This is a genomic window from Janthinobacterium sp. TND4EL3 (genome assembly GCF_900156175.1).
Lineage (GTDB): Bacteria > Pseudomonadota > Gammaproteobacteria > Burkholderiales > Burkholderiaceae_D > Janthinobacterium.
In genome coordinates, this window is record NZ_FTMV01000002.1 from 32,116 (window position 1) to 56,090 (window position 23,975).

General features: G+C 59.7%; 12 protein-coding genes. 8 read left to right on the top strand and 4 right to left on the bottom strand.

Annotation, left to right across the window (positions count from 1 at the left end; translation table 11 throughout):
* Positions 1 to 144 precede the first annotated feature (144 nt).
* The 5 genes from BXA07_RS03770 (at position 145) to BXA07_RS03790 (ending at position 8,938) form a co-directional block, all read left to right on the top strand.
* A complete protein-coding gene (locus BXA07_RS03770) occupies positions 145 to 1,314 on the top strand; it encodes a THUMP domain-containing class I SAM-dependent RNA methyltransferase (RefSeq protein ID WP_076565774.1) in 1,170 nt (389 codons plus the stop codon).
* A gap of 189 nt (positions 1,315 to 1,503) precedes the next feature.
* Positions 1,504 to 2,784: a multidrug effflux MFS transporter gene (locus tag BXA07_RS03775; RefSeq protein WP_212592266.1), complete on the top strand. Its 1,281-nt coding sequence runs from the start codon at positions 1,504 to 1,506 to the stop codon at positions 2,782 to 2,784.
* A gap of 263 nt (positions 2,785 to 3,047) precedes the next feature.
* The gene (locus BXA07_RS03780) at positions 3,048 to 5,150 is read left to right on the top strand and encodes an HDOD domain-containing protein (RefSeq protein ID WP_244556177.1); all 2,103 of its coding nucleotides are present in this window, start codon (positions 3,048 to 3,050) and stop codon (positions 5,148 to 5,150) included.
* Positions 5,151 to 5,155: 5 nt separating this feature from the next.
* On the top strand, positions 5,156 to 7,360 hold the full coding sequence (locus BXA07_RS03785; protein ID WP_076565778.1) for an EAL domain-containing response regulator: 2,205 nt from the start codon (positions 5,156 to 5,158) through the stop codon (positions 7,358 to 7,360).
* A 3-nt stretch (positions 7,361 to 7,363) separates the two neighbouring features.
* Positions 7,364 to 8,938 (top strand): SEL1-like repeat protein, encoded by a 1,575-nt coding sequence (locus tag BXA07_RS03790; RefSeq protein WP_076565780.1) that lies wholly within the window; start codon positions 7,364 to 7,366, stop codon positions 8,936 to 8,938.
* Positions 8,939 to 8,944: 6 nt separating this feature from the next.
* Here the strand turns inward: BXA07_RS03790 and BXA07_RS03795 are convergent, their stop codons facing one another.
* Genes BXA07_RS03795 through BXA07_RS03805 form a run of 3 tightly spaced genes read right to left on the bottom strand, consistent with a single transcriptional unit; the run spans position 8,945 to position 14,034 of the window.
* Positions 8,945 to 11,335 (bottom strand): TonB-dependent receptor, encoded by a 2,391-nt coding sequence (locus tag BXA07_RS03795; protein ID WP_076565782.1) that lies wholly within the window; start codon positions 11,333 to 11,335, stop codon positions 8,945 to 8,947.
* 36 nt (positions 11,336 to 11,371) lie between these two features.
* Entirely contained in the window at positions 11,372 to 12,709 is a 1,338-nt protein-coding gene (locus BXA07_RS03800) for an MFS transporter (RefSeq protein ID WP_076565785.1), read from the bottom strand.
* Entirely contained in the window at positions 12,706 to 14,034 is a 1,329-nt protein-coding gene (locus BXA07_RS03805) for an LLM class flavin-dependent oxidoreductase (protein ID WP_076565787.1), read from the bottom strand. Before BXA07_RS03805 ends, BXA07_RS03800 begins: the two co-directional genes overlap by 4 nt.
* Before the next feature lie 317 nt (positions 14,035 to 14,351).
* Between BXA07_RS03805 and BXA07_RS03810 the strand changes: the two genes are divergently transcribed.
* Both BXA07_RS03810 and BXA07_RS03815 read left to right on the top strand, forming a co-directional pair.
* Positions 14,352 to 15,056, top strand: coding sequence for a DUF4197 domain-containing protein (locus BXA07_RS03810; protein ID WP_076565790.1), 705 nt, complete (start codon positions 14,352 to 14,354; stop codon positions 15,054 to 15,056).
* Between the two features lie 300 nt (positions 15,057 to 15,356).
* Positions 15,357 to 18,374: a YjbH domain-containing protein gene (locus BXA07_RS03815; RefSeq protein WP_244556178.1), complete on the top strand. Its 3,018-nt coding sequence runs from the start codon at positions 15,357 to 15,359 to the stop codon at positions 18,372 to 18,374.
* Positions 18,375 to 18,940: 566 nt separating this feature from the next.
* Here BXA07_RS03815 and BXA07_RS03820 read toward each other — a convergent pair.
* Positions 18,941 to 20,935, bottom strand: a complete 1,995-nt coding sequence (locus tag BXA07_RS03820) for a polysaccharide biosynthesis protein (RefSeq protein ID WP_076565792.1) — start codon at positions 20,933 to 20,935, stop codon at positions 18,941 to 18,943.
* Positions 20,936 to 21,573: 638 nt separating this feature from the next.
* On the opposite strand from BXA07_RS03820, the gene BXA07_RS03825 reads away from it, so the two are divergent.
* Complete coding sequence (locus BXA07_RS03825; protein ID WP_244556179.1) at positions 21,574 to 23,913, top strand: polysaccharide biosynthesis/export family protein; 2,340 nt, start codon at positions 21,574 to 21,576, stop codon at positions 23,911 to 23,913.
* The last annotated feature ends 62 nt before the right edge of the window (positions 23,914 to 23,975 follow it).

Genomic DNA, 23,975 nt, shown 5'->3' on the forward strand with positions numbered 1-23,975 from the left:
TAAGCCGACCTGCGCAAGATATTGGATGTAGGTCGGATTAGCGCTGCGCGCGTAATCCGACAAGTTTTGAAATTTTTAGTTAATTGTTTTTCAACGGATAAAAGGTACACCATGGCTTCATATTTTTGCCCATGCCCGCGCGGCATGGAAGCGGCGCTGGCCGAGGAACTGGGCGAGATCGCCCAGGATAGTGCGACCATGAAGGTCCACAACCAGGTACCGGGCGGCGTCCACTGCTCGGGCGACCTGCTCGATGCCTACCGCATCAACCTGCATTCGCGCATCGCTTCGCGCGTGCTGATGCGCATGGCCCATTCCGGCTACAAGACGGAAAACGACATTTACGACCTGACCCTGGCGCAATCGTGGGAAGGCTGGTTCGGCGTGCATCACACGATCCGCGTCGACGTCACGGCCGTCAAATCGCCGCTGCGCAGCCTGGAATTCACGACATTGAAAATCAAGGATGCGATCTGCGACCGCTTCCGCGACCAGTTCAACGAGCGTCCGTCGGTCAACACCAAGACGCCGGACATGCGCATCGTCGGCTTCCTCGACGCGCACACGTTTACCGTCTACCTCGATACCTCGGGCGAAGCGCTGTTCAAGCGCGGCTGGCGCGAAGAGACGGGCGACGCGCCGCTGCGTGAAAACCTGGCCGCCGGCCTGCTGCGCGTATCGGGCTGGAAGCCTGGCATGGTGCTGTTCGACCCGATGTGCGGTTCCGGCACCATCCTGGCTGAAGCTGCGCAGATGCTGCAGGGGATTCCACCGGGCGCCTCGCGCCAGTTCGCATTTGAAAACTTCCACGATTTCGATCCGGCGCCGTGGAATGCCATGAAAAATGCCATCAAGGTCAATCCGCTGCCAGCCGAACCGACCATTTTCGGCAGTGATATCTCGGGCGACATGGTCGCCATGACGCGGCACAACCTGCGTTGCGCCGGCGTGCGCTTCGACGTGCCGCTGAAGCAGATCGAGGCGCAGGAAGTCAAGCCGCCAAGCGACGTGCCGGGCATCATGCTGACCAACCCGCCGTACGGCGAGCGTATCGGCGTGCGCGGCGACAGCACCATTCCGGAAGATGAATTGTCGACGTCCTTCTATTCGGCCATGGGCACGACCCTGAAGCAGCGCTTCGCCGGCTGGACCGTGTTCCTGTTCACGGCCGACCTGGGCCTGCCCAAGCTGCTGCGTCTGAAGGAAGCGCGCAAGACGCCATTCTTCAACGGCGCACTGGAATGCCGTCTGTTCCGCTTCGATATGGTGGCCGGCTACAACCGCCGCGAAGAAGCCAAGCCAAAAAATAACTGATCAAACCTGCTGCGCATCGGGATAGGCGGCCTGTGATGCTCGCCGTACTCGTGTACGGCTGCGCTTCTCGGCCACCCCTCCCTTCCGCTCGCGACGGTTTTATCAGCTATTTTGGAGTCTGTAGACGTTTGTAGTAACGCAGTACCTCGCGCGGACCGTAACCGGTCCGCGCGCCACTTTGGACCCGCCATGTTTCCCACTCCTCCGGCCGATGTGCCGCCCGACCCGGTCACGCCCGTTCCGCCTCCCACGCCGAGCCACATGGCGCCGCTCAGCCGCGGTGCGCTGGCGATGATGCTGGCCGGGCTGTCGATGCTGGGCCCTTTGTCGATCGACACCTATCTGCCCGCCTTTGGCGCGATCCAGGGTTCGCTGCAGGCATCGCCGCTGGAAGTGCAGCAGTCGCTGACGTTCTACATGCTGGCCTTTGCCGGCATGGTGCTGTGGCATGGCGCTATCTCGGATACTTTCGGCCGGCGCAACGTCATCCTGGTGTCGCTGCTGATGTTTGCCATCGGCTCGCTGGGCTGCGCCTCGGCGCACACGGTGCACTACCTGTGGTTCTTCCGCATCATGCAAGGCGTCTCGGCCGGCGCCGGCGTGGTGATCAGCCGCGCCATCATCCGCGACCTGTATTCGGATGCGGCGGCGGCGCGCCTGCTGTCGCTGGTGACGATGATCTTTTCCATTGCTCCGGCCGTCGCGCCCATCCTGGGCGGCTGGATCGTCATCTGGTTCGACTGGCGCTCCATCTTCCTGTTCCTCGCGTTTTATACTGTGGTCCTGCTGGCCTTCTGCTACTGGCGCCTGCCCGAAACCCTGCCGATGGAAAAGCGCCAGCCTTTCAATCCCCGCTTCCTGGCCTCGAGCTATGGCCAGATCTTGCGCTCGCCCCTGTTCCATATCAAGGCCGGCATTGTCGCCCTCAATTTCGCGGGGTTGTTCCTCTTCATCACGGCCGCACCGGAAATGCTGCCCAAGCAATTGCACCTGGGGCCGTCGCAGTTCGGCTGGCTGTTCATCCCCTGCGTGAGCGGCATTTTCCTGGGCGCCCTGGCCGCCAACCGCATCGCCGGCAAGGTCACTTTCGCGCGCCAGATCGGCATCGGCTTTGCCTTCCTGCTGTGCGCCGCCAGCGTCAATGTCGTGTATCACCTGTTCCTGCCGCCATCCTTGCCCTGGTCGGTATTGCCGCTGTTTTTCTATACCTTCGGCATGTCGCTGGTGGGGCCGGGCGCGACCCTCCTGGCGCTGGACCTGTTCCCGCATATCCGCGGGACGGTGGCCTCGTGCCAGTCGTTCGCAAGTACCCTGCTCGGGGCCGTGGTGGCCGGCGTCATTTCGCCGCTGTTGTCCGGTTCCGTGCTGTGGCTGGCGTCGGGCCAGTTGGCGTTTACGGCGCTGGCGCTGGCTCTGTGGCTGATTTCGCGGCGCTTCCGCCACCGTTTGCTCGGTTCACTAAAACCATAGTTTCCACTGTAGAACGCTGGATTTATTTCAACTTAATTTTCTATATTGCAAGTAATATCCGGCGCTTATGATAAGATGAGATGACTTTTTCCCGGCATCCTCTCAGGCAGTCTATTTTTTGGTTACAGGAGTGGAGGATTCCTCTGAACGTGGCCGCGCTTCGCAGCTGAGCGCTCTTCCTTTTCAAACCGGCAATGCCTGATACGATGCATCAATCTGATCAAGATATACGCAATCGCCTGCTGATTGCCCGCCTGCCTGCCATGCCGCAGATCCTCATCAAGCTGATCGCCCATCTGCAGGCCGATGATGCCGGCATGCCGGAACTGGCCGCCCTGATTGCCAAGGATGCGGGCATGACCAGCAAGATCCTCGGCGTGGCCAACAGTTCTGCGTACCACCGCCAGGGCAAGGTTGTCAGCCTGGAGCAGTCGCTCGTGTCGCTGGGAACGGACATGATCAAGATCCTGGTCATCAGCGAATCCGTGTTCCAGACCTTTAACAGCTTCCCCCATTCCGGCAGCACCGATTTGCGCGCCTTCTGGAAAAGCTCGCTGTCTGCCGCCGTCATGGCGCGCGCGCTGGCCAAGGCCATGGCCTATCCGCACGCGGAAGAGGCGTATCTGGCAGGTTTGCTGCACAACGTGGGCCGACTGGCCCTGCTGGCCACGGCGCCGAAGGAATATGCCTTCAATTTCACGGCGCGTGACGATGCCGCGCTGTGCGCGGTGGAGCAGCGCACCTTGCAGATCACGCATGCCGAAGCGGGCGCCTGGCTGATCGAACGCTGGCATCTCGATTCCTTCCTGGCCGACAGCGTGCTGTATCACCATGAGCCGCTGGCGCGCCTGGAAGCGAGCCATCCCTTGATCCGCATCGTGCGCCTGGCGCACCTGCTGTGCTGCCATGCCGACGATGCGGAATCGATCACGCAGGCCGCGCGCCTGTGCGCGCTGGAGGTAGACGTACTGGAAACCCTGGTCGGCAGCGTCGCGCGCCAGGTGGAACAGGCAGCGCAGCACCTGGGCATCGACCTGGCCGGCGCCGACGATCTTGTCGTGCCGCCAGCGTTCGCGCCGCCGCCCGTCGATCCGGTGCAGCAGCGCTTGTCCGATGACGTGCGCAATATGGTACTGGTATCGGAAGTGGGACAGACCTTCGCCCGCCAGCAGGGCGAGACCAGCCTGTTGGAGGCCATCACGCGCTCGGCGCGCATCCTGTTCGATTTCGAGTCCGCCGTCATCCTGCTGCAAAACCCCACGGGACATGCGCTCGTCGGCGTGGCGGCGGGCGAACTGCAGCAGCGCCTGGCCGGATTCTCGATACCGTTGGCCAAGGGGGGGCTTTTGGCCGCCTCGGCGCTTGAGTCTCGTCCGGCCTTCCTGACGAGCGATATGCCAGCGCTTGGCGTCGTCGAAGAACAGTTGTTCCGCATCCTCGGTACGGATAGCCTGGTTTGCCTGCCTTTGGCGTCGGGCCAGCGCAGCCTGGGCGTGCTGATAGGCGGCGTGGCGGCCTGGCAGATTCCTGCCAGCCGGAAGCGCGAGGGCTTCCTGCGCGCGTTCGGCAACCAGGCCGCGCATGCGCTGGAAACGGCGATCAGTGCGCGCGGCGCGGCGCGGCGCCAGCTCGATCACGTGACCGAGGAGTACCGTGAAGCATCTCGCCGCGTCGTGCATGAGGTGAATAACCCGCTATCCATCATCAAGAATTACCTGAGCGTGCTTGATTACAAATTGGAGAAGCAGGAGCCTGTTTCCGGCGAAATGTCGATCCTGAACGAGGAAATCGACCGGGTTGGCCAGTTGATCAGCGGCCTGGCCGACCTGCAGCCGGTAGCGGCCAGCGGCGTGACCGATTGCGCGCGCGTGGTCGACGATGTGCTGCGATTGTTTCGCACCACCGAATTCCTGCCGGCGAAGATCGAAGTGGTCACGCGCATGCAGGACGCACCTTGCGAGGTGGAAGCCGATGCCGACACGCTCAAGCAAATCCTGCTCAATCTGCTGAAGAACGCCGTCGAAGCCTTGCCGGACGGAGGGCGCATCGACGTGGTCAATCGGGGGCACCTCAACCGCGACCGACGCCTGTATCTGGAACTGTGCGTCAGCGACAATGGCGCCGGCTTGGCGCCGGAAGTGCTGGCCAATCTGTTTTCCCCCGTGCGCAGCAGCAAGGAAGGCGCGCATCACGGTCTGGGCCTGTCCATCGTGCATGAGCTGGTCACGCGCCTGCATGGCGTGATCGGCTGCCGCAGCGGCAAGGCTGGCACCACGTTTGAAATCCTGCTGCCCGTTCCCCAGCCGCAGAACGCTGCCGCATCCGCCGCGCTGCCTGCGCCCGGCAACACTGCTCTATCTTTGTAACATCCATGAATTCCTTCGCTACCCCGTTTGACCTGGAAAATAGTCCGCGCATCCTGCTGGTCGACGATGAGCCCCGGCTGCTTGCTTCCCTGCATGAATTGCTGAAGGATCGCGGCTATCAGCTGCACACGGCCACCTGCGGCAGCGAGGCGCTGGCGCACTTATCGAAACTGCGCTTCGACCTGATCCTGCTGGACCTGCGCCTGCCCGACATGAGCGGCCATGAAATCATGGACCATATCAACCGGCGCGGCATCGAGGGCGACGTGATCGTCATGAGCGGCGACGTCGGCATCGAAGCGGCCATCGGCGCCCTGAAGCGCGGCGCCTACGATTACTTGCGCAAGCCGTACAGCCGCGAGGAGCTGCTCAAGACGGTGGAAAATGCGCTGCAACAGCGCAAGCTGGCATACGACAACGAGCGCATCGCGCTGCAGCTGGAAAATTCGGAAAAGATGTACCGGTATCTGGTCGACAGTTCGCCCGATATCATCTATACCCTGAATCACGAAGGCCGCATCACCTTCATCAACGACCGCGTGCACCAGTTGCTGGGCTTTAGCCGCGAGGAGCTGATCGGCAGCCATTATTCCATCCTTGTTCACGACGAGGACCAGGAGCGGGCGCGCTATGCCTTCAACGAACGCCGCCTCGACGAGCGCGCCTCGCGCAACGTGGAACTGCGTCTGAAGTGCCATAGTGGCAGCGGTAGCGATCGCACCTTCAACAACACCCTGATGACGATACCGCTCAACTCGATCGGCATCCACAGCCTCGATCATGAAACGAGGAAGCAGGAGTATTTCGGCACCTATGGCGTGGCGCGCGATATCACCGACCGCAAGCGCGCCGAGGAAGTCATCTCCTATCAGGCCTACCACGACATCCTGACGGACCTGCCGAACCGCATGCTGTTCAAGGACCGGCTGGGCCTGGCCGTGATCCAGGCACGCCGCAAGCTGACGGAGCTGGCGGTGATGTTCATCGACCTGGACCGCTTCAAGCTGGTCAACGATACCCTGGGCCACGTGAAGGGCGACGAATTGCTGCAGCAGGTGGCACTGCGCCTGAAGGATTGTTTGCGTCGCGGTGATACCCTGGCGCGCCAGGGCGGCGATGAATTTACCATTGTGCTGCCGGAACTGCGTGACCGTCAGGATGCGCGTATGATCGCCGACAAGTTCCTCGAATGCTTGCACCAGCCGTTCGACCTTGAGGGCAACCAGGTGCATATTTCGGCATCCATCGGCATCGCCATCTATCCGGGCGACGGCGAGACCATCGACGAGCTGCTGCGCCACGCCGACATCGCCATGTACCAGGTCAAGGCGCTGGGCAAGAACGGCCACAGTTTTTATCACGAATCCATGCTCGACGTGTCGCACCAGAAGATCGCGCTCGAGCAGAGCCTGCGCAAGGCGCTGGAACTGAACCAACTGGAGATGTATTACCAGCCACAGGTCGACGTGACGACGGGGCGCATCGTTGGCGCCGAAGGCCTGATGCGCTGGAACCATCCGCAGCGGGGCTTGCTGACGGCGGGTGAATTCCTGCCGTTCGCCGAGGAAAACGGCCTGATGCTGCCGATTTCGGACTGGATGCTGGGCGCTCTGTGCCGCGACCTGGTGCAGTGGGATGCCGCCGGCGGCGAAGCCGTGCGCCTGTCCTTGAATCTGTCGCCGCAATACCTGGACCGGGGCGACTTTTTCGAGAAGATGCGTGGCGCGCTGACGCGCTATGGCATCGCGCCGGGAAAGATCGAAGTGGAAATCACGGAAAACATCTGCATCCGCAATCCGCAGTATGCGATCGAACAGTTGAACAAATTGTGCCAGTTGGGCGTCTCTGTGGCCATCGACGATTTCGGCACCGGCTATTCCTCGCTGTCGTACCTGCACCGCTTCCCTATCCACACCATCAAGATCGACCAGTCGTTTGTGAAGGAAATCCACGACGAGCACGGACACTATCCCGTGATTCTGGCCATCATCTCGATCGCGCGGGGACTGGGCCTGCATTTGATCGCCGAAGGCGTGGAGACGGAAGGCCAGGCGCGCTACCTGCAGGACAAGGGTTGCACCACGATGCAGGGCTATCTGTACCACCGGCCCATATCGCTGGGCAGCTTCATTGCTGTGCTGCAGGAACAGAACCGCTTGATCGCTGATGCCGTGCCTGCGACGTCTCAGACGCTGGCTATCGAGGCCTGATCCATGCCGCTTGCCGATCCCCGTTATACGGCCGCACATTACACGGCTGATTATCTGCGCCTGAAAGGCCTGGCCGAAAAGGGCAACGCGAATGCCCAGCACAGCCTGGGCTTCATGCACTTCAATGGTCAGGGCGCCGAGCAAAGCTATGCGCAGGCGCTGCATTGGTATGGGCTGGCCGCGGCACAGGGGCTCGAACATGCGCAGTACAATCTGGGCGTGATGTGCCAGAAGGGCCAGGGTGTGTCGCAGGACTTCAAGCAAGCCGCGCACTGGTATCAGCAGGCGGCCGAGCAGGGCTATGCGGCGGCGCAGTACAACCTGGGCTGGCTGTACGCCAAGGGCCAGGGCATTACGCAGGACAGCGCCCAGGCCATGTTGTGGTTCAGCCGCGCGGCCGAGCAGGGTGACGCGGGCGCGCAAAACAATCTGGGCATGATGTACGACAATGGCAAAGGCGTGCCGCAGGATTTCGCACAAGCCATCGCCTGGTACCGCAAGGCCGCAGAGCAGGGCTATGCACGGGCGCAGTTCAACCTGGGCCTGCGCTACGACAATGGCCAGGGCGTACGCCAGGATCGCCAGCAAGCGACGGCCTGGCTGCGCAAGGCGGCCGAACAGGGCTATGCGCCCGCGCAGTTCAACCTGGCACTGCGCTATGAAAATGGCGAGGTGCTGCCGCAAGATAGCGGGCAAGCGATCATGTGGTACCGGCGCGCGGCCGAGCAGGGGCACGCCAGCTCGCAGTTCAACCTGGGGCTGATCTATGACAATGGCCAGGGCGTGCCTTGCGATAAACAGGCTGCGCTCGACTGGTACGTCAAGGCGGCGGGCCTGGGGCATGCGGCAGCTCAGCATAACCTGGGCCTGCATCATGAACATGGCGCGCACGATTACGCACAGGCGCAATCGTGCTACCGCCAGGCGGCGGAGCAGGGCTTTCCCGCCGCCCAGTATCAGTTGGGACTCTTGTACGAACATGGGCAAGGTATGCCGGAAGACGTGGCGCAGGCAGTGTACTGGTACCGAAAGGCGGCTGAACAGGGCCACGTGCGGGCGCAGTTCGACCTGGGCCTGCGTTATGAACATGGCCAGGGCGTGCCGCAGGATCTGGCGCTGGCGCTGGAATGGTACCGCCGCGCGGCCGAGCAGGATTACGCGCCAGCGCAGTACATGCAGGGCGTCCTGCACGACCGCGACGATGGTCCGGCGCCTGACCGGCAGCAGGCCTGCACCTGCTATTGCCGCGCCGCCGCGCAAGGTCACAGCCTGGCGCAGTTCGCGCTGGGACTGCGCCACGACAATGGCCAGGACGTGCCGCAGGATTATGCCGCCGCCTGGGAATGGTATGCGCTGGCTGCGCGCCAGGGGCATGCGCGGGCCCAGTTCAATCTCGGCCTGATGGCGGCCAGCGGGCAGGGCGGGCCGCTCGATTTGCAGCAGGCGTATATTTGGCTGTCAATGGCGGCGGCGGCCGGCGTGGCCGGTGCGGAAAAATCGCTGCGCCAGACAGCGGCGCGCATGCGTGAAACAGATTTGCTCCAGGTGCGCCAGCGCCTGGCGGCGCTGGCCGATTAGCACCCGTTAAAAGTCGTAGCGCGCGCTGGCGCCGACCGTGCGCGGCTGGCCTGCCGACGCCGCGTAGGCATTCGTGCCCACGCCCGTCAAGCCAAGAAAATAGCGCTTGTCGAACAGGTTGCGCGCCCACAGCGAAAAATCCCAGCGCGCGTCGCCCTGGCCCACGCGCCAGCCCACGCTGGCGTTGACCAGGCCATAGCCGGGCAGGCGCGAGTAGCGCGAGTTGTTGATGTCGCCGAAGCTGTCCGAGCGCAGTGCCAGGTTGGCATTCGCATACTGCTCCACCTGCGCGCCGAGTTTCTGGCGCCATTGCACGCTGGTGTTGAGGATCCATTTTGGCGCGCCGTTGACGCGGTTACCGGCGATGCCGCGGCTGCCCTTGCCATAGCCTTGCAGGGGATTGAGCGGATTGCCCAGGTCATTGAAAGTTTCGAACGGCGTCGGCCCCGTGCCGTTGTCGAAGGTGGCGCTGGTGTAGGCGCCATTGACGCTCACGTCCAGCTGGCGCGACAAGCGTGCACGCGCATCGAATTCGAATCCTTTGCTGGTCAGGTCGCCGATATTCGTCAGCACGCCGATATAGCTGGCCAGCGGCGCATATGGCACGTTGGTGATGCCCTGGTAATCCTTGACCTTGGTGATGAAGACATTCGCGTTGACGGTGAGGCGGCTGTCCAGCCAAGCCGTCTTGATGCCCAGGTCCAGGTTGCGCGCCTTTTCAGGCTCGATGATGATCGATTGCACGCCAAAGGCCGAGCCGACGGAGGCCACGCCGTTGACGTTGTAGCCGCCCGATTTCTCGCCCTGCGAGAAGGTGGCGTAGGTCAGCACATCGCGTTCTAGCCGGTAGCTGGCGTTGAGCAGGCTGGCCACGTTCTTGTCGGTGCGGCTCAATTTGCCGGAATCCCAGAAAGCGAAGATCGGATAGGCCGTGTAGGGCGAGGGATTGCCCAGCGCGTTTTGCAACACGCGGCCCTGCTTGCGTTCGGAGTTCAGGCGCAGTCCCGCGCTCAGGTCCAGCCTGGACGCGAGGTGCCAGGTTTCCTGTCCGAACACGGCGTAGCTGTCCGTCTGCGCTTCGCCATGGCCCGACATCAGATTGTTGTTCGGGTAGCCGCCGCCCGAGACGGCCGACGCCAGCGGGCCCGTGTCGTAGTGGTTGTAGCTGGCGCTCTTCTGGTGATAGACATAGGCGCCCAGCACATAGTCGTAGGATTTTCCCGTCGGCGAAGCGAGGCGCAGCTCTTGCGAGAACTGGTGCTCGCTGGTGCTGAAGCCGCCGGTCAATGCTTTTAAATCGCTCGAATCGAGGTCGTTCTTCGGCTCGAAACGCCAGTCGCGCCAGGCCGTGATCGAGGTCAGCGCATACGTGTCGGCGCCTGTGCCGATCTTCCAGTTCGCTTCCGCCGAGACGGCGTTCTGCCTTACCTTGGCCTGCTGCTGCTCGTCGATGCTGACGTTGTAGTCGTATGGATTGAAGATGACCTTGCTCGCTCCTTTGGCTTGCAGCCACAGGCCGTAGTTGGTGGCGTTGCTCGGCAGGCTGCCGCCGGGCGCACCGCGGTTCAGCGGGCCGTAGGCGTACGGCACCAGGGTGCCGGTGCTGGAATCCTCCTCATTGTGTTCGGCGATCAGGCGCAGGCTGAAATTTTGGTTTGGCTTGATCAGCGCCTGCGCGCGCACGCCCTTGCGGTTGATTTCATTGAAGCGGCGATTGTCCTGCAGGTTCTTCAGCCAGCCATCGTCGTGCGTGTCGTAGGCGGCGATGCGCACGGCCACCGTGTCGCTGACGGGACCCGAGTACCCTCCCTTGAACTGACGGTAGCCGCGCTGGCCCAGCGACACTTCCAAGTGGCCTTCCTTTTCAAAAGTAGGCAGGCGCGTGCTGATATTGAGCACGCCGGCCGTGGTGTTCTTGCCGAACAGGGTGCCTTGCGGGCCGCGCAGCAGGTCGACCTGTTCCAGGTCCAGCAGGTCGAAGACGGCTTGGCCGGGACGGCCCAGAAAGACGTTGTCCAGGTAGATGCCGACGCTGCCTTCCAGGCCTTCATTGGCGGTGTTGTTGCCGATGCCGCGCACGGCCACGCTGGACTGGCGCGCATGCAAAAATTGCGAGGTGACGTTGGGTAAGGCCTGCTGCAGGTCCTGCACCTGATACAAGCCCTGTGCTTCCAGCTGGGCGCCACTGACGACGGAGATCGGCGCCGGCACGTCCTGCGCCTTTTCCTGGCGCCGGCGCGCCGTCACGGTGATGCTTTGCACTTCGCCGCCGTCGCGCAATGCAGGTTCCGTGGCGGCTGGTGCATCATCGGCGCGCGCGGCACCGAGGGGACCGAAGACGGCGGCGATCAGCAGCGCGCCGGAAGTCAGAGTGAGGTGATGGATTTTCTTGGACATCGTTAAGCCTGTTGTTAGCGTGATCATCGGTGTTTTTTACAAGGGCTGCAACTGGTGCTGCGCCACGTTGCGCAGGTCGCGCCGGTAGTAGCGTAGTGCCAGCAGCAAGGTCGTCAGCTGCAGCGCCCCGCCGGCCAGCGCCAGGTACAGCAGGGCGTCGTTGAGGCCAAAGTGGTTCGATAGCAGGCCCGCCAGCACAGGGCCGGGTACGGAGCCGAGCAGGTGCAGGGTGACCACGGCGCAGGTGGCGGAAAAAGGGCGGAACGCCGGGTGCACGAGTTCCTGCGTCATCGCCAGCGGCCCCGTGCCGGCGGCCGAGACGACAAAGGCACCGGCGATTACCAGGCCGTATTGCCATGCCAGGCCGTGCACGATGCCGAAGGCGCTGCCCAGCATGATGGTGGCGGCCAGCGAGGCGACGATCGGGAACAGCAGCTTGGCCACCTCATTGCGGCGGTTGTAGTGGTCCATGACCCAGCCACCGAGCGGCACGCCGACGATCGACAGCAGCATCACGCCGCTGGTCATGAAGGAGGCCTGCTGCACGGGGATGTCGTGGAAGCGGTTCAGGTAGGTGGGCAGGAAGAACACGGCCGGCACCCATTGCAGGGTGCCCATGGCCGCGCTCAGGTAGGCGAACACCAGCGACGGGGTGCCAGCGATGACGGCCAGCCGGCCGCGCAGCGCCGGCTCAGCGGGGGATTTTCCGGCAATTTCGCGTACGCTGACGGTCTGGTAATCCTGGCCTCGGTACAGCCACAGGGCGATCAGCAGCCCTGGCAGTGCCATGATGCCCAGCGCGTGGCGCCAGCCGTAATGCGTGGCGACATAGCCGCCCAGCGCCACGCCCAGCGCCATGCCGATCGGTTGCGCGGAAGAAAACAGGCCCAGGGCCAGCTGGCGCCGGCGCTTGGGAAAGGCGGCGCTGATCCAGGTGTAGGACACGGGCGCGTAGCCCGCCTCGCCTGCTCCCACCAGCGCGCGGCTGGCGGCCAGTTGCGTGACGCTGCCCGCCAGGCCGCCGGCAGCCGAGGCCAGGCTCCAGACGACGCCCATGATGCTGGCCGTCTTGACGCGGCTCCAGCGCTCAATGGCGATCGAGGCGGGAAACGCGCACAGCACCATGCCCAAGGTCAGGATGGAGCTGAGCATGCCGGCCGTGGCGTCCGTGATGTGCCATTCGGCCTTGATGGACGGGATCAGCGCGGCGAGGATCATGCGGTCGGCGAAATCGAACACCATCAGTAAGCACAGCAGGCTGAAAGTCTGTACCGTGCGGCGGCGCCCAAACAGGTAGTCGTTCGCTGGCGCTGCTACAGCCGCGGGTACCGATGCTGGCGCTGGCGGCGTCGCGGGCAAGGCGGCGGCGCTCATGCCGCCAGTCCCACTGGACGGTCCAGGCCCAGGTGTTCGCGCAGGGTGTGGCCGCTGTACTCGGTGCGGAACAGGCCGCGCCTTTGCAGTTCCGGGATGACCAGGTCGACGAACGCTTCCAATCCATGCGGGAAGGTGGGCGCGAGGATATTGAAGCCATCGGCGGCGCCGTGCTCGAACCATTCCTGCAGCTGGTCGGCGATGGAGGATGGCGTGCCCCAGATGACGCGATGGCCGCGCGCGCCAGCGGCGCGCTGGTAGACCTGGCGCAGGGTGAGGTTGTCTTTCTTTGCCATGTCGATGAACAGCTGCACGCGGCTTTGCCAGCCTTCGCCCAGCGGCAGGTCAGGGAACGGTTCGTCGAGCGGATATTTGCTCAGATCCACGCCTGTCAGCCCGGACAGCAGGCCCAGGCCGATGGCAGGGTCGATCAAGTCCTGCAGCTGGTCGTAGCGGGCCTTGGCCTCTTCCTCGGTGGCCCCGATGATGGGCATCACGCCGGGCAGGATCAGCAGCTCGTCGCTGCCGCGGCCGTGCTGCGCCAGGCGGGCCTTCAGGCCGCTGTAAAAGGCCTGCGCGCCGGCCAGGGTCTGCTGCGCCGTGAACACCAGTTCGGCCGTGGCAGCCGCGAGTTCCTGGCCATCCTCGCTGGAGCCGGCCTGCACCAGCACGGGATAGCCTTGCACGGGACGCTGCGATTGCAGGGCGCCGCGCAACTTGAAGTATTTACCTTCGTGTTCGAGCACTTTCAGCTTGGCCGGGTCGAAGAAATTGCCGCTGGCCTGGTCGAACAGGTAGGGATCGTCGCCCAGGCTGTCCCATAGTCCCTTGACGACATCGACGTATTCGCGCGCGCGCTGGTAGCGCTCCGTGTGCGGCACTTGCGCAGACAGGCCGAAGCTTTTCGCTTCCCAGTCCGTGCCCGAGGTGACCAGGTTCCAGCCGGCGCGCCCGCCGCTGATATGGTCGAGCGAGGCGAATTTGCGCGCCAAGTGGAACGGGTGCAGGTAGGTGACGGAAGTGGTGGCGACCAGACCGATATGCTTCGTGGCCCCGGACAGGGCTGCCAGCAGGGTCAGCGGCTCAAAATAATATGGCAGGGCGGCGCGTGCCAGCAGCGCGGGCGGGCCTTCTGGAAAGCCTACCGTATCGGCAAAGAAGATGGCGTCGAACTTGCCACGCTCGGCCACGCGCGCCAGGTGCTTCAACGGTTCCAGCTGCGTTGCTTCGGCCGGATCGACGTCGGGATGGCGCCAAGCGGCAATGTGATGCCCGACACCCTGCAAAAATGCCCCCAACCGCATTTGTCGCTTGCTACTGCTCATGAGCCGTTCCTTGGTAGAAATGAATACAGGCTCGAAGCGTAGCTAGAGTGTTAACTTTGACGAACGAATATATGTGGATATGGATATGCGTTTCATACACCGCAGGCCCATCCTCATAGCCATGTCCGCTTGTCGTCTTGCTGGCACGGGGAGTCAAACGTGCGTGAATACAACAAGATTTGCTGTATCTTCCACTCCCTCCATACAGGAATGGAGACGATTTGCCTGCGAGAAAAGTCGCTGCCATCGCTGGCGTTTTGTTATGCTAAGCAAGCAAAATCGTCCCGTGACTTGCTGCATTTCAACAAAGGAAGAATATGCGCCCGACCTGCCTTTCCTGCCGCCCAGTTGCCATCGTGTGCGCGCTGGCGCTGCTATCGTCTGCCGCCGGGGCGGCCAATCCCTTGGCATCCCTCACCAACCAGGAGGCCAGTAGTGGCCTGAAGGCGGCGCTAGAAGCAGGCTCGTCCGCCGCCGTGGCCAAGCTGGGCGTCGAAAACGGCTTCCTCAACAATGACAAGGTGAAAATCAAGCTGCCCGGCATCCTGGAGCAAGCCAAGCCTCTGTTGAAAATGACGGGCCGCGGGCAGCAACTGGATGACTTGGTGGTGTCGATGAACCGGGCCGCCGAATCGGCCGTGCCCATGGCGAAGCCTTTGCTGCTCGACGCGGTCAAGTCGATGAGCGTCACCGATGCCAAGAATATCCTGTCCGGTGGCGACACCTCGGTGACTGACTTTTTCCGTCAAAAAACATCGGCCCCCTTGGCCGCCAAATTCCTGCCCATCGTGAAGTCTGTCACGGATCGTTCCGGCTTGGCCAGCAAGTACAACAGCACCATGAGCCAGATCGGCAAGTCGGGACTGGTGCCGCAGCAGCAATCGACCGTTGAAGGCTACGTGACCGACCGCGCGCTCGATGGCTTGTACCTGATGATTGGCGAAGAGGAAAAAGCCATTCGCAGCGATCCGCTTGCGTATGGCAGCAAGATTATCGGTAAAGTCTTCGGCAGCTTAAAGTGATTGCCTGGTGTTCTGCAAAGCTGCAGGCGCTGCTGGCATCTTGTTGCCAGGTGTGGCGCAAGCCAGACAAGTTAAGCATTTGCTACAAGAAAACAATGTTAAAATCCTGCGACATAAATTCCAGGCGGCATGGCTAACCGGCCGACTGGGAATGCCCGTTGTTAGTGGCGAACCAATGCATGGCATTACAAAATGCCAGCAGGTTGGCCTTTTTTCGTTGTATTCACGTCCCTTCAGGCTCGTTGATTTTCTGAATAGAATGTCAGGAATTCCAGTGCAGGATATTTTAGGTAGCCGGATTTGTTAAGCGTACTCAGAAAATCAATTAAATATACCTGGTGTGGGTGCATGATGCTTGGCGCGCCATCGGCGATTGCCGCTACACCGAATCACGGCGGTCAATCGGGTTATATCAATATGCCCAGCGCCGTGGTGGAAACCGACGGTACTTTCAGTGTTGGGTATAGCTACGATAGTCCGTATGGCCAGTTATGGGCGACGGCGAATATCCTGCCTTTCCTGCAAATGACAGGGCGTTATGTATCGATAACAGGTATTCCAGGTTTTACTAATGTGCCCGGCGAGTATGGTAGCGGCTATGGCCGCTACAAGGACAAGGTTGTCGACGGAAAACTGCGGCTGTGGCAAGAGGGGGAATGGCTCCCTTCGGTTGCCGTTGGCATGACGGACCTGTTCGGCACCGAGCTGTTCAAGGGGAATTATGTCGTCGCCACCAAGACTTTTGGCGCCAGCAAGAATATTGAAGCGAGCCTTGGCTACGCGCGCAAGCGTCCTGACGGCCTGTTTGCTGGCGCGCGCTGGACGCCGACGGCATTACCGCGCTGGTCGGTGGTGGCAGAATACGATACGACAAATTATCAGCGTGACTACCGCGCCAGCGAAACCAATGCTGGTAAACGGGGTAAGGGCGCTTCAGTAGGCCTTGAGTATCGCTGGGGATGGCTTGCCCTGCAAGCGGCACGCAACCGCGACCAGTTCAGTCTGAATGCCTTTGTCAGCATCCCGTTTAGTGAGCGCGAGTTTATTCCCAAGGTGTATGAACCGTCTTATTTTGTGGACGACAAGAATCCGCCGCCGCTGCCAAGCCGGGAAGAATGGCACCGCGACGCCGGCTATGGCGCCGATTTGGTCAACGCCTTGGTGAAGCAGGATTACAAGAATATCCGCGTCGAGCAAGTGGGTAATGTCCTCAGCCTCAGCTTGACCAACAGCCGTATTTCAAACCTTGGCCGTGCCGTCGGTCGCGCGGCGCGCACGGCCGTCGCTTTCACACCGAAGGGTGTCACGACCCTGCGTATTACATATACCAAGCTGGACCAGCCGATTGCCACCTACGAATTTTTCGATCTGCCAAAGCTGAACGATTATTTGGCTGGCAAGATTGATCGTCAGGATTTCCTCAACGTTGTATTGCTGCGTTACCCGGAAAAAAGCGACGTTATCCGCGATGATCAGCAAGGCTGGCTGCAAGAGTTTCTCGACAAGCCTGTGCCAGTTGTTGCCGCGGCGCCCGTTTCCGTGCAGGCGCCAGCCCCTCTACCAGCAGCCGCTCTCGCTCCGGCCACTGCCTCCGTGCCGGCCGCGGTTGCTCCGGCCGGCTCCGATGCTGCACCTGCCACGGCTGCCAACGTCCTCAAGGACGACGGCAAGCTGGCAGTAGGCGTGGGCCTGGATGGTGATGTAATCCAGATCAAGTCGCTGGACCGGGAAGCCAACCGTTTCAAAATTGCCCCAAAGGTCGGATTCTTCTTCAACGATCCGAGCGGCGCCTTCCGCTATTCGATTTCAGCAGTCGCCAACTATGACCGCCGCCTCGGCGACGGACTGTACCTGAATAGCGCCGCCAGCCTGCAGTTGCTGGAGACGGTGTCAGGCGTTACTCAGGCATCGAATAGTAACTTGCCACACGTACGCACGGATGTGGCGGAGTACATGCGTGGCGGACGCTTCTCGCTGAGCCGCGTATTGCTGAACAAATACGACAATCCTGCCGAACGCGTATATACCCGCTTGTCGGCGGGCTTGTATGAAGACATGTTCCGGGGTGTTGGTGGCCAGGTGCTGTACTTGCCGAAAGATAGTCGCTGGGCGGCAGATTTGGCCGTTGATGCTTTGCAACAGCGTGGCTACAAGGGTTTGTTCGACTCACTCGACTACAAGACGGTGACGGCGATTGGCTCCGTGCATTACCGCTTGCCGCACGATATCACCGTGACTGCGCGTGCCGGCCGCTTCCTGGCGAAAGACATGGGTGTGCGCATGGAGTTCAAGCGTCGCTTCCAGTCCGGCATTGAAGTGGGTGCCTGGTACACGCATACGAACGGCAACGATATCACCAGCCCGGGCTCGCCTGCGAAGCCATATCAGGACCGAGGTGTTTTCCTGTCCATTCCGTTGAACAGCATGCTGCCGATGGACACACAGTCAACTGCCGGCTTCGCCATCTCGCCATGGACGCGCGACGTGGGCCAGATGGTGGCATCTCCCGGCGACCTGTACGACATGTTCGAGCGACCGCGTGCCGACATGCATAGTTATGATGGATTGGGCAACTTTGCCGAGCGTCCGGATGAACAGAACCTGCCCGCCGTCAATCCGCCGGACAGACCCTTTGTCAGCCCATGGCCAGCGATGCGCGCGCGCCTTGAGCAGTCCTCGTCAGCTATGCCGCAACCGGCCGAGTGGGTCAAGGCCACTGCCCTGATCGGTGGCGTAGTGGTGGCCTCGGCGTTGGCTGACAAGCCTGTTGATCGCTTCGTGAAAAAACATCAGGAGTCAGCTGCGCTCCGCAACTGGGACAAGTTTGGCAAGGCCATGCCTTTCGCCTTGGTGGGAGCGGCCGGCGCAGCTTTCGCATTGGGTGATGACCGCCTGCAAAATATCGGTCTTATTTCCATGCAATCGGTGGCGGCGGCGACGGGCCTGGCCCTGGTGGGGAAATATGCGGTTGGCCGTGCCCGTCCAGAGGAGGACCGTGGGCCTTGGAGTAGCGTCGGAGACGGAAAATCACGCTCGGATGCTTCCTTCCCTTCCGGTCATTCGGCAATCGCCTTTGCTGCTGTGACGCCGTTTGCCCAAGAATATGACGCACCGTGGTTGTATGGCGTGGCGGCGCTCGGTTCAGCCGGCCGTGTCGCCGGACGCAAGCACTGGGTATCCGATACCGTCGCGGGAAGCATCCTCGGTTATGCTGTGGGTAGCTGGCTGTGGCATGCGCAACGCGATCAGAGCAAGTCTGGGTTGTCCATCAATCCGGGGCCGAAGGAAATCAGCGTAACCTGGCAGAGCAAGTATTAAGGCATGCAGCATGGCCTGCTGTGCACGGTCAATTGCTGCCTGCGATACTTTCTGCCTCGGTTGTGGCCCCGACTTCGTGTAGGGATGCCTGTCGCCTTTGCAGTTGCCTCGTACTCACGACTATTTTGATTTTGTCAGGCCAGGCTCAGGATAGAATGGGTAATTGTGCCCGATACGTGGCCATGCTTGTCCAGAACTGATAGAACAACAGACCGATGCATTTTCAAGTCGTCTGATCCGATGTCCGGCGGACGTAGCTGTGTCGGGTCCAATTCTGCTCCATTTTCGATACCACCAAACCCCAAGTGGAGAGTACCTGGCGTGTGTCGCGGCGCCTGGTGGTGACTAAAGTCCTATTCAGGAAATTTGACAGGACAAGCTATCCAAAGTCCATCAGCGCATGGAAGTTAACCGGATGGTGATGAGAAGCGTCTGCTGTTCCATCCGGTGTGATGGTCTGCAGAATAGATAATTTGGACACGGCACCCCGACCGTCGCCAATCTCGATTGATGTAGCCTGTCAGCCATGCTGCCAAGAGCCGGAGCGCGCCCTTGGCAATGCTGTGTTACTTATACTCCGGAACTTGATTTTCTAAGGTGCTGGCCGGTAAAGTGATACAAGCAGCGAGCTTGGAATGGCCCGCCATTGCTGGACTGGCCGATGAGCCTTGTTGCACGCTGTTAAGCCATATATTGTCGGAGATGTCTGATGATGGTGCATATTCCTGGACAATCTTTTGAAGATGCAAGCGAATGGCATTATGATCGAATCGATCGCATGCTTCATTGAGATGTTGAAGCATTTTTTCCAGCACCGGCCATTCAAATTCGGCCTCCTTGGCGCGCTGAATCAGCGGGTGATCGGTTTCGCTGACGTTGCTTCCGATGAGCAGTTCTTCATACAATTTTTCGCCTGGGCGCAAGCCGACATAATCAATGGCGATAGTGCCCATCGGCGTGGCCGGTGTTCTTACCTCCTGACCGCTCAAATGAACCATGCGCACGGCGAGATCCGCAATCCGAACCGGTTCGCCCATGTCGAGCACGAATACATCACCGCCTTTTCCCATGGCGCCAGCCTGTATCACCAACTGAGCCGCTTCCGGAATGGTCATGAAGTAGCGGGTGATGTCAGGATGGGTTAGTGTAATTGGGCCACCAGCAGCAATTTGTTTGCGGAAAAGCGGCACAACTGACCCAGAGGAGCCGAGCACGTTGCCAAAGCGCACCATGGAAAAGCGTGTACCTGATCCTTTGCGCGCAAAAGCCTGTAGAACGAGCTCAGCCAAGCGCTTGGTTGCACCCATCACGTTGGTCGGGCGTACCGCCTTGTCCGTTGAAATGAGGACGAAGCACTTCACCTTTGCCGCAATCGCCGCATTGGCCATGCTCAGCGTGCCGTAAGCATTGTTTCGAATGCCTTCGATCGGATTATGTTCTACCAGCGGCACATGCTTGTAGGCTGCGGCATGGTAAACAGTCTCGACAGCAAAGGATCTCATGATGCGTGTGCACTTTTCTGTTTCGAGTACCGAACCGACGAAGGCAACCAATTCAACGTTCAACTCGCCATGCGTCCGGATTTCGCGGAGTTCTTGCTCGATCGTGTAGAGTGCAAATTCGGAACTGTCTAGTAAAACAAGTTTGCTTGGCTCAAGCGCAATGATCTGGCGGCATAGTTCCGAGCCGATGGAGCCTCCCGCGCCGCTCACCATCACCGACTTGCCAGTAATGCAAATCGAAAGCAATTCGGCATTCGGGGCTACTACGTCCCTGCTCAGAAGATCTTCAATTTCGATCTGGCGAACGTCTTGTACGCGTGCATTTCCTTTGACGAGCGTACTGATAGGCGGCGTTACCTTGATGCGCAAAGTCAGCAAGGCCAGGCGATCAAGGATTGCCCGCTGCTCCTTGCGGCTCAATTGCGGCATCGCCAGCAGGACCGTGGTGATATTGCAATCTTTCGCGAGTCGCTCGAGATCGCGCGATGGATATACCTTAATGCCACGTATGGTCGTATTGACACGTTGAGGATCGTCATCGATGAAAATAATTGGCAGGTATTCATTGCCCGGTATGATCGCGTTTGCCAGCAAGCTACCCGCCTGGCCAGCGCCATAAATCGCCACCCGCGTTTTGTGTGCCTCGCGACCCTGGTTCAAGAAACCGCGCGCAAAGAAACGGCTGGCCAGGACGTAGAGGATGGCCGCCAGCCAATAGATAATGAAAGTCTTTGCTGATAACTGTGAGGCAAATACGAACAAACAAGAGGCAGCCAAAATAAGTGTCGAGATGGTAACGGCGAGCAGCACGGTGGAGATGATGCGCTGATCAATATAGCGCACGACCGCCCGGTAAAGCCCTAGCCTTGCATACACTGGCACCGAGACCAAGCCGGCAGTCAGCGCGGCCCAGAAATAGGGGGCGGGCAACTGGGGGCTGATACCTTGGAAATGGAGAATGGCAGCAAGATAAAAGATGATAGGAAGACAAAGCACGTCCGCAGTCGCAGCGATTAACTGCTTCTGCTTGCGAGTAAGGTTAAGAAAGACGTTTTTCATGGTTTGATAATTCAAATATGTAGCGCAATTGCACGCTGGGAAATAAAATTTCTGGGGGAATGTATTAATAAGTTGCGGAATGGTACATGAAATTATTTTGAGATTGTGAAGTTTCGGGGTATTGGAACTATTTGCTGCTCACTGCTTAAATGCTATTTAATCAATCCAAATCATGGGTTGGAAGTGTACATCTGCATCAGGATAAGGGCATCCCTTAAAAAACTTGCTGCACGTCGTATTTTTGGTTTAAGTTCGTCTTCTTGGTGAGCTATACCCGTCTACCGTACGCTCCACCTGAGTGTTGCAAATCCACACAGTGCTGCCTTTTGGTAAGCTGCGACGTCATTGCATGGCATCGTGATGGTGCTATTTTTGCAACTAATTTGCTGCAGTACTCGGTGCATGCACCGGTTCTTGCTCCAAGACAGCCAGCCAGTCCAACTGGCCAAACAGTGTATATCGTTGTCGCAGCATAGGAGTGGAGTCGGTAGCGTTTACGCCAGTTATAGGGGGGAGGTCAATGGTGTGAACATGTTATCCATTTTAATATAAACTTTCCGGCTTTCATGATTTAAGTTAAAATTCGAGACCGCAAATTGTGGCTATCGAGTTACCCCGCCCTCCAACTGAATTCATCAATGATCAAAATCACCCGCCGTCTCGTGGCCGTAATTCTGGCCATTACCTCTATCGTTGCTAATGCCCAGGATGTTGTAGGCAAAGCAGGTACGTCTGACCCATCCATGATGCCTCCTGAGGCAGGCTTTGCTTCGCCAGAAACGTCACGGCGGGTCAGCATCAAAAACGCCAGTGCCTTGGACGGTAACGCAGACGCAAATCCTGCATTTCCAGCGCGCACTGCCGCGGACGCGGGTCAGCAATCTGCGCCAGGCCGTCGTGGCCCGGAAGTTGCTACCAGTGAGTTCCAAAAATTCATTGCAGACAGCACGGGCAAGATCTTACCCGTATTTGGCGCCCAATTTTTCGCTAACGCTACCGCTACCGCCACGTTTACTCCGATCTCCGGCGCCCCGGTGCCTGCCGACTACCCGTTGGGAGTTGGCGATGAACTGATGATACGCGGTACGGGCAGCATCGATATCGATTATCGCGCTACGATCGACCGCAATGGCCAGATTTCGATCCCGACGATCGGCGCTGTCAACCTGGCTGGCGTCAAGGCAGGCGATGCAGAGTCGGTCATTCGCGGTGCGGTTGCGACGATGTACAAGGGTGTCACGATTAATGTTAATTTTGGCAAGTTGCGTGCAATTACCGTCTATGTAGTGGGCCAGGCAAACCGTCCTGGTACGTACACGGTATCGAGCCTGTCGACCCTGGTTACCACCTTGTTTGCCAGCGGTGGGCCTAATGCGAATGGCAGTATGCGCCATCTGCAAGTCAAGCGCGCAGGCAAGGTCGTGGCTGACCTGGATCTGTATGCCTTTATCGCCAAGGGCGATAAATCGGCCGATATCAAGTTGCAGGATGGTGATTCGATTTATATTCCGGCGGCAACCGGTCATGTGGCCCTGGTCGGCAAGGTCAATACACCTGCCATTTATGAGCTGCGCACTGCCAACGATACCATCGAATCAATGCTGGACATCGCTGGCGGCATGCCAGTCGTAGCCGATCCTCGACGGGTCTACCTTGAGCGCATTGATGCGAGCAAGAGCCAGCCGCGTAGTGTGGAACAGTTTGCCCTGACAGGCGCCGGACTGAAGCGCTCGCTGAAAAACGGCGATGTGCTCAACGTCACTTCGATTACGCCTGATTTCTCGAACGCGGTCATTCTTCGCGGCAACGTCGATCAAGCTATTCGCGCACCGTTTCTGCCGGGAATGCACGTCAGCGATCTGATTCCCAGCCGTGAGTATTTGATCACCCGTAATTCAATCAAGCGCCAGAATAGCGCCGTTAGTACTGGTGAAAATGACAAAGTGACCAACGAGGCGGCTGGGAACATCGCATCGCGTATTGGAGGATTGATTGATGAAATCAACTGGGACTATGCAGTCGTCGAGCGTATCAACCGCTCGGACCTTACAGTCAGCCTGATCCCATTTAATTTGGGTAATGTGTTTTCCAATCCGTCCAGTACGGATAACGTCCAGTTGCAGCCAGGCGATACGGTGACGATTTTTTCCCAGCAGGATGTCGCCGTGCCGATGGACAAGCGCCGCGTGTTCGTGCGTGTCGAGGGCGAAGTAAAAGCGCCTGGCGTGTATCAGATGAATGCCGGTGAAACGCTGCAATCGTTGTTGGCGCGGGCTGGCGGTGCGACGCCGGATGCCTATTTTTTTGGTACGGCTTTTTATCGTGAGCAGGTTCGCGTGGAGCAAGAGGCCAACCTGGCAAAAGCTGCTGCCAAGCTGGAAAACCAGTTGCGTATTGAGCAGTCGAAAAGTGTGGCGAACGCCCGTGCGCTCAGTACTAATGACGCGCAGGCAGCAGAAGCGCAACGTCAGGCGGAATTGCAACTTGCTAAAGAAAATATTGCTCGCTTCAAACAACTGAAACCAACCGGTCGCATAGCATTCGGACTTGACCCTGCGGAGCGATCGTTTACGCGCTTGCCTCAACTCAAGCTAGAAAACGGTGACCGTCTCGTGATCGCTGCAAAGCCAGAGTTTGTTCATATATTTGGCGCTGTTAACGCCGAAGCATCGCCAATGTGGCGTTCGAATGCGCGAGTGGAGGATTACTTAAAAATGGCAGGTCTGACTACCGACGCGGATGCGGAAAATGTCTTTATCATGCGTACTGATGGCAGCGTGGTCGCACGCAATACGAGTGCTTGGTCGTTTGGCGGTATTGGTGGTGTCATCGTAATGCCCGGTGACTCCATTGTCGTACCTGAGAAGTTAGATAAAGAAACAGCATGGACCAAGTTCACCAAAGGTACCCGTGAATGGGCACAGATATTTGCCAACTTTGGACTCGGCGCTGCCGCCATTAAAGTATTGAAGGAATAATACTGCTGCAGTAAGAAGCCATTTAATATAGGAATTTAGCGTAACTTGCCAGCAGGTAAACT

What these genes read in the sequence shown, in the direction of transcription:
- BXA07_RS03770 (WP_076565774.1), top strand. Translation starts at nt 145, where the DNA reads ATGGAAGCGGCGCTGGCCGAGGAACTGGGCGAGATCGCCCAGGATAGT.
- BXA07_RS03775 (WP_212592266.1), top strand. Translation starts at nt 1,504, where the DNA reads ATGTTTCCCACTCCTCCGGCCGATGTGCCGCCCGACCCGGTCACGCCC.
- BXA07_RS03780 (WP_244556177.1), top strand. Translation starts at nt 3,048, where the DNA reads ATGCCGCAGATCCTCATCAAGCTGATCGCCCATCTGCAGGCCGATGAT.
- BXA07_RS03785 (WP_076565778.1), top strand. Translation starts at nt 5,156, where the DNA reads ATGAATTCCTTCGCTACCCCGTTTGACCTGGAAAATAGTCCGCGCATC.
- BXA07_RS03790 (WP_076565780.1), top strand. Translation starts at nt 7,364, where the DNA reads ATGCCGCTTGCCGATCCCCGTTATACGGCCGCACATTACACGGCTGAT.
- BXA07_RS03795 (WP_076565782.1), bottom strand. Translation starts at nt 11,335, where the DNA reads ATGTCCAAGAAAATCCATCACCTCACTCTGACTTCCGGCGCGCTGCTG.
- BXA07_RS03800 (WP_076565785.1), bottom strand. Translation starts at nt 12,709, where the DNA reads ATGAGCGCCGCCGCCTTGCCCGCGACGCCGCCAGCGCCAGCATCGGTA.
- BXA07_RS03805 (WP_076565787.1), bottom strand. Translation starts at nt 14,034, where the DNA reads ATGAGCAGTAGCAAGCGACAAATGCGGTTGGGGGCATTTTTGCAGGGT.
- BXA07_RS03810 (WP_076565790.1), top strand. Translation starts at nt 14,352, where the DNA reads ATGCGCCCGACCTGCCTTTCCTGCCGCCCAGTTGCCATCGTGTGCGCG.
- BXA07_RS03820 (WP_076565792.1), bottom strand. Translation starts at nt 20,935, where the DNA reads ATGAAAAACGTCTTTCTTAACCTTACTCGCAAGCAGAAGCAGTTAATC.
- BXA07_RS03825 (WP_244556179.1), top strand. Translation starts at nt 21,574, where the DNA reads ATGATCAAAATCACCCGCCGTCTCGTGGCCGTAATTCTGGCCATTACC.